This window comes from Falsiroseomonas oryziterrae, assembly GCF_021864505.1.
Taxonomy (GTDB): domain Bacteria; phylum Pseudomonadota; class Alphaproteobacteria; order Acetobacterales; family Acetobacteraceae; genus Falsiroseomonas; species Falsiroseomonas oryziterrae.
The window spans coordinates 1-9,653 of record NZ_JAKJIB010000136.1 but is presented as its reverse complement, the minus strand read 5'-3'; the positions used below and the strand labels follow the sequence as shown (position 1 = coordinate 9,653).

Annotated in this window: 10 protein-coding genes; 6 read left to right on the top strand and 4 right to left on the bottom strand. The window is 72.1% G+C overall.

Going from position 1 to position 9,653, the window contains the following annotated elements; all coding sequences use genetic code 11:
* On the bottom strand, window positions 1–538 hold a 538-nt coding region (locus tag L2I40_RS12450), incomplete at its 3' end, for a DUF445 family protein (protein WP_237215280.1).
* Between the two features lie 205 nt (window positions 539–743).
* Between L2I40_RS12450 and L2I40_RS12445 the strand changes: the two genes are divergently transcribed.
* Both L2I40_RS12445 and L2I40_RS12440 read left to right on the top strand, forming a co-directional pair.
* Window positions 744–1,493, top strand: a complete 750-nt coding sequence (locus L2I40_RS12445) for a metal ABC transporter ATP-binding protein (RefSeq protein ID WP_237215279.1) — start codon at window positions 744–746, stop codon at window positions 1,491–1,493.
* 1 nt (window position 1,494) lies between these two features.
* Window positions 1,495–2,361 (top strand): metal ABC transporter permease, encoded by an 867-nt coding sequence (locus tag L2I40_RS12440; protein WP_237215278.1) that lies wholly within the window; start codon window positions 1,495–1,497, stop codon window positions 2,359–2,361.
* A gap of 4 nt (window positions 2,362–2,365) precedes the next feature.
* On the opposite strand, the gene L2I40_RS12435 is transcribed toward L2I40_RS12440, so the two are convergent.
* Window positions 2,366–2,857 carry a YqhA family protein gene (locus tag L2I40_RS12435; protein ID WP_237215277.1) on the bottom strand — a complete coding sequence of 164 codons (492 nt, stop codon included), beginning with the start codon at window positions 2,855–2,857 and terminating at the stop codon, window positions 2,366–2,368.
* Window positions 2,858–2,912: 55 nt separating this feature from the next.
* Here L2I40_RS12435 and L2I40_RS12430 point away from each other — a divergent pair, with 55 nt between their 5' ends.
* The 4 genes from L2I40_RS12430 to L2I40_RS12415 all read left to right on the top strand — a co-directional run bounded on the left by L2I40_RS12430 (window position 2,913) and on the right by L2I40_RS12415 (window position 6,520).
* Window positions 2,913–3,266 carry a RidA family protein gene (locus L2I40_RS12430; protein WP_237215276.1) on the top strand — a complete coding sequence of 118 codons (354 nt, stop codon included), beginning with the start codon at window positions 2,913–2,915 and terminating at the stop codon, window positions 3,264–3,266.
* Complete coding sequence (locus L2I40_RS12425) at window positions 3,263–4,258, top strand: potassium channel family protein (RefSeq protein ID WP_237215275.1); 996 nt, start codon at window positions 3,263–3,265, stop codon at window positions 4,256–4,258. The genes L2I40_RS12430 and L2I40_RS12425 overlap by 4 nt, the downstream gene beginning before the upstream one ends.
* Before the next feature lie 121 nt (window positions 4,259–4,379).
* Window positions 4,380–5,372, top strand: coding sequence for an NAD-dependent epimerase/dehydratase family protein (locus tag L2I40_RS12420; RefSeq protein WP_308116424.1), 993 nt, complete (start codon window positions 4,380–4,382; stop codon window positions 5,370–5,372).
* A gap of 17 nt (window positions 5,373–5,389) precedes the next feature.
* Complete coding sequence (locus tag L2I40_RS12415; RefSeq protein ID WP_237215274.1) at window positions 5,390–6,520, top strand: DegT/DnrJ/EryC1/StrS family aminotransferase; 1,131 nt, start codon at window positions 5,390–5,392, stop codon at window positions 6,518–6,520.
* Window positions 6,521–7,041: 521 nt separating this feature from the next.
* Here L2I40_RS12415 and L2I40_RS12410 read toward each other — a convergent pair.
* Both L2I40_RS12410 and L2I40_RS12405 read right to left on the bottom strand, forming a co-directional pair.
* Complete coding sequence (locus tag L2I40_RS12410; RefSeq protein ID WP_237215273.1) at window positions 7,042–8,613, bottom strand: TniQ family protein; 1,572 nt, start codon at window positions 8,611–8,613, stop codon at window positions 7,042–7,044.
* Complete coding sequence (locus L2I40_RS12405; protein ID WP_237215272.1) at window positions 8,610–9,503, bottom strand: ATP-binding protein; 894 nt, start codon at window positions 9,501–9,503, stop codon at window positions 8,610–8,612. Before L2I40_RS12405 ends, L2I40_RS12410 begins: the two co-directional genes overlap by 4 nt.
* Between the last annotated feature and the right edge of the window lie 150 nt (window positions 9,504–9,653).

Here is a 9,653-nt window from a genome sequence, read left to right as displayed (position 1 = left end):
CCCCGCCGGCCAGGCGCGGCAGCAGCCGGGTCGCGAGCCGCGCCGCGCGCCCGTCCTCGAGCGTCGTCAGGATCCGCGGCATGGCGCCGGCGAGCGTCACGGCCGCCGGCCGCACCGCCTCGGGGTCGGCGAGGAAGTCGCGCAGGATCTTGCCGAGGTCGAGCCGCCCGATCACGCGGCGCACCTCGTCCTCGGTGAAGACGTGGTTGGCGACGAAACGGCCGAGCCCGGCGCCGAGCCGCTCCTTCTGGCGCGGGATGATCGCGGTGTGGGGAATGGGCAGGCCGAGCGGATGGCGGAACAGCGCCGTCACCGCGAACCAGTCGGCGATGCCTCCCACCACGCCCGCCTTGGCCGAGGCCTGCAGCAGGTCGGTCCAGTAGCCCGGCGGCAGGTAGTAGCTGCCGACCAGCAGGCCGCCCATGCCGCCGAGCAGCCCGGTCGCGACCGCCCGCTGGCGCCGCAGCGCCCGGCGGAGCGCCTCGTCGGCGTCGGGGGGGGGATCGGGGGAGAGGAGGGGGTCGGGGGAGCCCTGCATCGGGCGCGGAGGTAAACCCCAAATCCGCCCTTTGCCCAGCCGGCCAGGGACCGATATACGGGATGCAACGTTATACGGTTCCGATGCCCCGCCTGCCGTTCTCCGACCCGCTCGACCTGTCCGCCGGCGCCGCTGCGCGCCTGGCGCTGGCCGGCTGCGTGCTGGTCGCGCTGTGGGCCGCGGTCGCCTGGGCCATGGCCTGAGCATGCGCGGGCCCGAACTCCGCATCGAGCACCTGACGGCCACGCATCGCCGGCACCCGGCGGTGCATCACGTCTCGGCGCGCTTCGCCCCGGGCAGCCTGACGGCGCTGGTGGGGCCGAACGGCGCCGGCAAGACGACGCTGCTCCGCGCGGTCGCCGGGCTGCACGCGCCGGATGAGGGCCACATCCATGTGAGCCGGCCTGACGGCGCTGCGGCGCGCGTCGCCCTGCTGCCGCAGCAATCCGGCATGGACCGCGCCTTCCCCATTCTCTGCCGCGATGTCGTGCTGCAGGGCCTCTGGTCGCGGCTCGGCGCGTTCCGCGGCGCCTCGGCCGAGGATCGCGACCGCGCGGCCCATGCGCTGGAGGCGGTCGGGCTGCGCGGCTTCGAGCGGCGCCCGGTCTCCGACATGTCGGCCGGCCAGTTCCAGCGCCTGCTCTTCGCGCGCCTGCTGGTGCAGGACGCCGACCTGATCCTGCTCGACGAACCCTTCAACGCGGTGGATGCGCGCACCGCCGCCGACCTGCTGGCGATGGTGCATCGCTGGCATGGCGAGGGCCGCACGGTGGTCGCCGTGCTGCACGACCTCGACCTGGTGCGCGACGAATTCCCCGACTGCCTCCTGCTCGCGCGCCGCAAGATCGCCGCTGGCCCGACCGCCGAGGTGCTGACCGCCGCCAACCGCCTCGAGGCGCGCCGCATGGCCGAGGCCTGGGACGACGCCGCGCCCGCCTGCAGCCAGGCCGCATAGGATGCTGGAGGGCCTGTTCGGCCCCTTCGTCGAGTTCTCCTTCATGCGCCGCGCGCTGGTGGGCTGCCTTGCGCTTGCCGTGGCGGCGCCGGTGCTCGGCGTCTTCCTCATGCTGCGCCGGACGAGCCTGACGGCGGAGGTATTGGCGCATGGCGTGACGCCTGGCATCGCCGCGGGCTTCCTGATCGCCGGCCTCTCGGTGCCGGCGATGTCGCTCGGCGGGCTTGTGGCCGGGCTCGCGGTCGCGCTCGGCGCCGGCGCGCTGTCGCGCGCGACGGGCGGACGCGAGGATGCGGCGCTGACCGCGCTCTACCTGATCGCGCTGGCGCTCGGCGTCACGCTGGTCTCGCTGCGCGGCGACACCGCCGACCTGACGCATCTGCTCTTCGGCCAGGTGCTCGGCGTGGATGACGAGGCGCTGCTGCTGATGGCGGGCGTCGCCACCGTGACGCTGCCGGCGCTGGCGCTGGCCTGGCGGCCGCTCGCGCTCGAGACCTTCGACCCGTCCTTCGCCCGCGCCGAGGGCGCGCGCGGCGGGCTGTGGCACATGCTGTTCCTGACGCTGGTCGTGCTGAACGTGCTGGCGGCGTTCCAGGCCATGGGCACGCTGATGGCGGTGGGACTGATGATGCTGCCTGCCGTGGCGGCGCGGCATTGGGCGCGGGAGTTGTCGGGCATGGCCTATGCGGCCGTTGGGATCGCCGCGCTGTCGGCCGTCGCCGGGCTGCTGGCCTCCTACCACCTCGACCTGCCGTCCGGCCCGGCGATCGTGCTGACGGCCGGGCTGGCCTGGGCGCTGTCGGTCCTCGCTGGTCCCGTCGACGGGCTGGCCGCGCGCTGGCTGCGCCGCCCGCATCTCGCCGGCTGACCGGCTATTTCTTTCCCTGCAGACGGTCGAGCGCGCCGAGCACCAGCACGCCGGCCAGGAACGCGCCGTGCAGGATCACCGTCCAGGTGACGGCGCGGTCGCTGTACTCGTCGAGTTCCATGAAGATCTGCAGGATGTGGATCGAGGAGATCGCGACCAGCGCGGTCGCGAGCTTCACCTTGAGGTTCCCCGGATCGATGGTCGCGACCCAGGACGTCTTGCGCTCCGCCTCGTCGGTCGTGAGCCGCGAGACCAGGCTGTCGTAGGAGGAGATCGCCACCATCACCACGAGGGAGGCGACGAGCGCCGAATCGAGCAGGTGCAGCAGCTCGATCAGGTGGCGCGTGTCCTCGGTGGTCAGCACGCCAACGGCGAACTTCCACAGCTTGTACAGGAACCGCACGGCGTAGACGGCGAGCGCCGCGGCCAGGCCGACGAAGAACACCGCCAGAAGCCAGCGGCTGCTCAGGATGACCTTGTCGAGAAACCCCTGCATGTCACTCTCACCCCCGGGCGCCAGGATTAGACCGGCGCCGTAACCGGAGGGAAGCATGACCATCCGCCGCATCGCCGAGGAATCGCGCCTGTCGGGCGCCGTGGTCGCGGGTGGCTTCGTCTGGCTGGCCGGGCAGGTCGCGGACGACGCGACGCTCGATACCGAGGGCCAGACCGCCGACATCCTGCGCCAGATCGACGCGCTGCTGGCCGAGGCCGGAACCGACAAGCGCGCGCTGCTGTCGGTGACGGTGGTGCTGGCCGACATCGCCGACGCGCCGGCCATGAACCGCGCCTGGGACGCCTGGCTCGACCCGGCGCACAAGCCGGCGCGGATGACGATCGAGGCGCCGCTGGTGGACCCCGACTGGAAGGTGGAGATCACCGGTGTCGCGCTCGCGCCGCGATGACGGGCCGGCGCCACCGCGCCGCCGCCCGGGTCCTCACCTGGCTGCGCGCCGTCGCCTTCACCGTGATCCTGGCGGTGCTGACCGCCTGGGGCGTGGGCGACCACGGGCAGCTCATGCCGGTGGCGGTGGTGGGCGCGGCGGCGCTCGGGCTCGGCTTCCTGTACTGGCTGTTCCCGCGCGGGCTGCACTTCGCCTTCGGGACGGCGACGGGCCTCGCGATCTACGCCACGCTCTTCGTGGTGCTCGGCCGGGCGCAGTTCCCGCTCTCGCCCGAATGGGCCCGGGCGCCCGCCTTCCTCCTGCCGGTGCTGGCCTTCCTCGGCATGGCCTGGTGGCGGCGACGCGAGCTGGTCTCGGTCGTGTCGCACCACGACAGCCATACGCTCGAGGAGTTGCCGCACACGCTGGGCTGGATCCTGGCGACCGCCGCGATCGGGCTGGTCTGCTTCGCCTTGCCGATCAACCGGCTGAGCCCGACCATGCAGGGCGCCGCGCTGGTCGGCGCGATGGGCCTGATCTCCGCCATCGTGGCGCGGTCGGTGCGCGACGTCGTGCTGCTGCTGGTGGACGTCGCGCTCATCATGGAGGAGATCACGGAGCGCCTGCGCCACCTGACGGTGCCGGCGACCGCCTTCCTGTTGATGTACGCGCTGCTGGTGATCGTCTTCGCCGCGGCCTATCGGATCGCCGACGGTCTGTCGGCCGATCCGCTCTTCAACCAGCCGAGCGGGGCGACGCGGATCACCTATGCCGACGCGCTGCATTTCTCGATCGCGACGCTGTCCACCGTCGGCTACGGCGACATCCATCCGCATGACGACGGCATCCGCGTGCTGGCCAGCATCCAGGTGATCGCAGGCCAGTTGCTGCTGCTGTTCGGAGTGGCGGAGATCCTTCGGGCGCGTCGCAGCCGGCCCCATGCCGAGGAGGCCGAGACGCAGCCGGAACGGCGCGAACGCCACCCGCCGAATGGGCCGGAGACGCCACCATGAAGGCGCCGGGGCGCGGTCGCGCTTCCGCCGCAATCCAGGCCCAGCTTGCCATCGTGGCTGCGGCGCGTGATTGGCAGCCTGGCGCCGGGTTGGGCTATGTGGGCCCGGCAGGAACGGACGAATGATGACGGAAGGCTGGCGCGGCAAGCGCGTGTTGGTGACGGGCGGGGCAGGGTTCCTCGGCAGCGGGATCTGCCATGCGCTGGCCGCCGAGGGCGCGCGCGTCGTGGCCCTCGACGCCATGGTGCCGGACGGGGGCGCGAGCCCGCTCAACCTCGAAGGCAGCAACGTGATGCTGGTGCGCGGCGACATCCGCGACGCCGAGCTGCATTCGCTCTGCCAGGGCATCGACGTGCTGTTCAACATGGCGGCGCAGACCAGCCACATGGGCGGCCAGCGCGACCCCGTCGCCGACATCGCCATCAACGCGGTCGCGCAGGTGCGGCTGATCGCCGCCATGCGGGAGGCGGCGCCGAAGGCCGTCGTGGTGCACGCCTCGACGCGCCAGTTCTACGGCCGCCCGCAATACCTGCCGGTGGACGAGAAGCACACGGTCAACCCGCCCGACGCGAACGGCGTGAGCAAATGGGCGGGCGAGCAGTACTGGCTGCTGGAAAGCCGCGTCCACCATCGCCCGGTGGTCTCGCTGCGCCTGACCAACTGCTACGGCCCGCGGCTGCGGATCAGGGATGCGCGGCAGACCTTCCTCGGCATCTGGATCCGCCGCGTGCTGGAAGGCGAGCCCTTCGAGGTCTGGGGCGGCGAGCAGCTGCGCGACCTCGCCTATCTCGACGACGTGGTGGAGGCCTTTCTGCGCGCGGCGCAGCAGGCGCACCGGCCGGAGGTCGGCGGCAAGGTGTTCAACATCGGCGGCAGCCCGCCGCTGTCGCTGCGCGACCTGGCGGAGCGGCTGATCGCGGCCAATGGCGGCAAGGGCGCCTACGAGATCAAGGAATTCCCGGCCGACCGCGCGCCGATCGACATCGGCAGCTTCGCGGCTGACGACCGCGCCTTCCGCGCCGCGACCGGCTGGTGGCCGCGCGTCGATCTGGATGAGGGGCTGCGCCGCTCGCTGGAGTGGTACCGGCCGCGGCTCGGCGAATACACGGCCTGAGAGAGGGGCCCATCACGATGAACGCGACGACCATCACCGTCCCGCAGGCCGATCCCGGCGCCGGCTACCGCGCGCAGAAGGCCGAGATCGACGCCGCCGTGGCGCGCGCGCTGGCCTCCGGCTGGTACATCCTCGGCAAGGAGGGCGAGGCCTTCGAGAAGGAATTCGCCGCCTGGCAGGGTGCGGCGCGCGCCATCGGCTGCGCCAACGGCACGGATGCGCTGACGCTGGCGATGCGGGGCCTCGGCATCGGCCCGGGTGCGACGGTCGTCACCGTGTCGCACACCGCTGTCGCGACGGTGGCCGCGATCGAGATGGTCGGCGCGACGCCGCTGCTGCTCGACATCGATCCGGATACCTACACGATGGATCCGGAGGAGCTCGCCGCGGTGCTGGACGACCCGCCGCCCGGCCTGCCGCCGATCCGCGCGGTGATCCCGGTCCATCTCTACGGCCAGGCCTGCGACCTGAAGCCGATGCTCGCGGCGGCGCAGCGCCATGGCGTGGCGGTGATCGAGGATTGCTCCCAGGCGCATGGCGCGACGCTGGACGGGACGAAGGTCGGCAATCTCGGGCAGGTGGCCTGCTACTCGCTCTATCCGACGAAGAATCTCGGTGCGCTCGGCGATGGCGGCGTGCTGTCCACCGACGATGCCGTGCTCGCCGACCGGATCGGCGCGATCCGGCAATATGGCTGGAAGGAGCGCTACATCAGCGCCGATGTGGGCGTGAACTCCCGCCTTGACGAGTTGCAGGCGGCGATCCTGCGGGTGAAGCTGACCGCGCTCGACGCCGGCAATGCGCGGCGCCAGGCGATCGCGGCCGCCTATGATGCGGCGCTTGCCGGCGGGCGCTACGCGCCGCCGCAGCGGCGCGCCGGCGCAGGCCATGTCTTCCACCAGTACGTGCTGCGGGTGCCGGAGCGCGCGTCGGTGATGGCGCGGCTGCGGGCCGAGGGCATCGCGACCGCGATCCACTACCCGCAGCCGGTGCATCTGCAGCCGGCCTATCGCGCCCGCACGGCCCTCGGCCCGGCCGGCTGCGCCGAGACGGCGCGGGCCGCGGAGGAGGTGATGAGCCTGCCGATGTTCCCCGAGCTGACGGATGCGCAGGTCGAGCGCGTCTGCGAGGCGCTGCGGCGTCTGTGACGGCGGAGCGCGCATCGAATCTGCGCGCCTATCCCCGTCTTGTCAGCCCCCCGATGGCCTGCCGCGGGTTTCCCGCGGCAGGATGAGCCGCACCAACGAGAAGCGGCGCCAACCCGGGGCCCCCGCCAAGCTGCGAAGCGGCTTGGCGGGGAGTGTCGGATGGGTGATTTGTTGACACAGCGATGCCCTGAAACCCGCGAAAAACGGTGACCTCTTCTGGCAGGTCGTGTCACAGATTCGGGCATTACCTGGCATTCGGCGTCCCGGTTAGGCCATTTCCTGACACAGCCCGCCGATCGGGTTACGGCTGGCTTCCGCGGTGGCCCGTATCGGCTCCGGAATCCGTTGACGATGCTGAGTTAGACAGGCCGGGACTTTAGTATCCCGCCATTTCGTAGAGGGGTACTGCGCGACCGGGCACGGCCCGTCTCGTGGGTCGCCTGAGCCCACGTCCTTGAGAATGCCCGCCTCTACAGGTTTCCTGGCGTAGTCCCGCGCGCGTCCCGGATTTGAGGGTAGCGTCAGCTTCCGGTTCTGGCCATCGTCGGCATCTGCTGGTGTCCGCTCCCGTCGGCGCCCGTCATTCGCCTCGGGAACAGGAACTGCTCCAATCCGCTGCCCGTCGTCCAGATTGCCACGGGCTTCAGTTCGCCGCTCAAGACGGACCGGGCCAGCCGGATGATGCCGTAGCCGTCCTTCGTGCCGCCGCGTCCGGGAACACGGTGCTCCGGTCCCGGGCTGTCCAGTTCAGGCGCGCCCTCGGCCGCCTGCTCGAAGGCACCGAGGAGCGCCGACACGTCGGAGCGCCGGAACCTCAGCTTGGCCTTCACGCGGTCGGACGAGGCGATCTCGCGCACCAGGCCCGCGCCCACGAGGCGGTTCAGCGTGGGGAAGCTCACGCCGAGAATGTCGGCCGCCTGCTGCGAGGTGATGGCGTCGTCCGCGCTCGCCTGCGCCCCGGCCAGACGCCGCACGTCGGCGGCCCTGAGCCTGCGCTGCGCGCCCGGAGCGATCGGCGCCGCATCGAGGCCGACCCGGGCGGCGGTCCGGGTGACCGTGTCCACGCTCACGCCGAGCATCCGCGCGGCCTCGTTCAGTGACAGCGGACGCTCGCCCTCGACCCTGCCCGTGCCGTAACGGCGGACCACGTCCGCCCTGACCTCGGCGTCGTGCCTCAGCGCGGCGAAGTCCACCATCTCGGCGAGCAGCGCCCTCGCCCAGCCCTCGTCGGCGTCCATCAGGATGTCGGCGAGCGGCCCGAAGGCCCGCTGGAGGCCCCGCCTGGCTGGCCGGTGCACGGCCCCTGCGAGCAGTTCCTCGAGGTGGGTCCACCACGCCCCCGGCCAGGGGACGAGCGTCTCCCAGCCGCGCGACAGGATCTCGGGCAGGCGTTCTCGCTCGCGCTCCACCAGCCCGGCCAGCCTGTTCCAGCGGGGGAGGCCGAGCCGCAAGGCCCCGATCGTCACCGCTGCGCGAAGGGCGTCGTCGAACGCCATACCGCTTGGGTGCGCAGCGCCGCCGAGCATGGCGAGGAGTCCTGCGGCCCCCGCCATGTCGCGAGGGTCGATCGGCTGCGGGTCCACCTCCCGCAAGTCCAGGTCGCACTGCCAGTCGGAGCAGCGATGGACCGCTGTCCCCCGCCAGCCGAGCCGTCCGCCGCAGTCGGGGCAGGAGCGCAGCAGCCGCACGCCGTGCACGGGACACACCGGGATCGCCGCGACCAGCCAGGCGGCCCGGTGATGCGCGGAGTCCCGCAGGCAGCAGGGGCAGACCTGCCGCGTCCACAAATCGGTGGCATCGGTGCTCATCGCGACGCCCATCACCGCCGTCGTCCCGCGTGCCGGATGCCAGTTCGACATGCCGCGATGACGCTCGGCGTCGAGGTTGAGGAGGCGCCCGAACGCGGCGCCCTCTTCCGACGCGGGGTCCACGCACGCCCAGCTCGGGACGTAGCGGCGCCGGGCGCGCAGCGGCGCGACGATGTCCTCGACGACGGTGAAGCCGTAGAGCCGCGCGTAGCGCATCGCCAGTCCGGGCAGGCTCTCGTCCGGATGCGGTTCCAGGCGGTCGGGGAGCGAGTAGGACCCGGTCATGCCGCCTCCACCTCGTCGCCGAGCTTCGCCCGGAAGGGGTTCAGCCCGCGAGGCGCGTCGGCCTCGTCGAGCTCGTCCAGCGCGGCCGCGAGGTGGTCCACCGTCACGCATGGCCTGCCCTCGGACACGGCCCGTCCGCGCGCCTCGTCCAGGATGCGGACCACGAGGCCGAGCTTGCCCCGGCTCGCGAGCCACATCCGGTAGGCCATCTCCGGATCGCCGAGCCTGGACCGCTCGTCCATCCCGAGGTCGCGATCCATCATCGCGAGGATGCCCCGGAACTCGCCGCGGCGCTCCTTGTCCTCCCAGTCGTAGGGCTTCATCAGGATGGACGGCCCGGTCCGCCCGACCATCTCGTCGTGTCCCTCGAACGCCAGGCGAAAGCGTGGCGTCCCCGCGAACACGATCGGGCAGACGCGGCGGTTCAGCAGAGACACCACCCAATCCAGGACGTCCTTCTTGGGCATGCCGCGCCGCACGTCCACGAGGCGCTGCGCCTCGTCGATGACGATGCCGTCGATGCGCTGGCGCCCGATGTGCCCGACGGCCCTGTCGAACCGCTCGTCGGCGTCGCCCTTGGCGGGCTTCGGGTCGCGAAGGGCGCGCAGGAACGCGGTGATGAATACTGGCAGGGTGCATCCGGCCGGAACGTCGATCACCGCCACGTTCACTCGGTTCTCGGGCGGCTGCGCCGCCTGGAGCCGCAGGAAGCGCTTGATGGCGTGCGTCTTGCCGACGCGAGGCTCCCCGAGCAGCAGCATCGACGTGCAGTGGTCGGCCTTCCATCCGTTCCGCAGGGTGTGCTCGATCAGCTCGACGGCGCGCTTCGCCTCGGGCGTCGGGTAGAACCGCCGTGACAGGGTCCACGGATTGCGGTCGTCAGCGCCCATCGGCTTCGTCCTCCTCGTCCAGGCCGAAGCGCCGCGCCAAGGCGTCCGCGTCCTCGGCTTCGCCCTCGGTCGGCGGCGGGCCTACGGGCGCCGCCGCGGGCTTCACCTGGCCCCGCGGCGCGCCGCCGCGCCTGCCCCGCGGAGGCTTCG

Bases quoted from the DNA above. Each gene is read 5' to 3' on its own strand.
- L2I40_RS12445 (WP_237215279.1), top strand. From the start codon at position 744: ATGCGCGGGCCCGAACTCCGCATCGAGCACCTGACGGCCACGCATCGC.
- L2I40_RS12440 (WP_237215278.1), top strand. From the start codon at position 1,495: ATGCTGGAGGGCCTGTTCGGCCCCTTCGTCGAGTTCTCCTTCATGCGC.
- L2I40_RS12435 (WP_237215277.1), bottom strand. From the start codon at position 2,857: ATGCAGGGGTTTCTCGACAAGGTCATCCTGAGCAGCCGCTGGCTTCTG.
- L2I40_RS12430 (WP_237215276.1), top strand. From the start codon at position 2,913: ATGACCATCCGCCGCATCGCCGAGGAATCGCGCCTGTCGGGCGCCGTG.
- L2I40_RS12425 (WP_237215275.1), top strand. From the start codon at position 3,263: ATGACGGGCCGGCGCCACCGCGCCGCCGCCCGGGTCCTCACCTGGCTG.
- L2I40_RS12420 (WP_308116424.1), top strand. From the start codon at position 4,380: ATGATGACGGAAGGCTGGCGCGGCAAGCGCGTGTTGGTGACGGGCGGG.
- L2I40_RS12415 (WP_237215274.1), top strand. From the start codon at position 5,390: ATGAACGCGACGACCATCACCGTCCCGCAGGCCGATCCCGGCGCCGGC.
- L2I40_RS12410 (WP_237215273.1), bottom strand. From the start codon at position 8,613: ATGACCGGGTCCTACTCGCTCCCCGACCGCCTGGAACCGCATCCGGAC.
- L2I40_RS12405 (WP_237215272.1), bottom strand. From the start codon at position 9,503: ATGGGCGCTGACGACCGCAATCCGTGGACCCTGTCACGGCGGTTCTAC.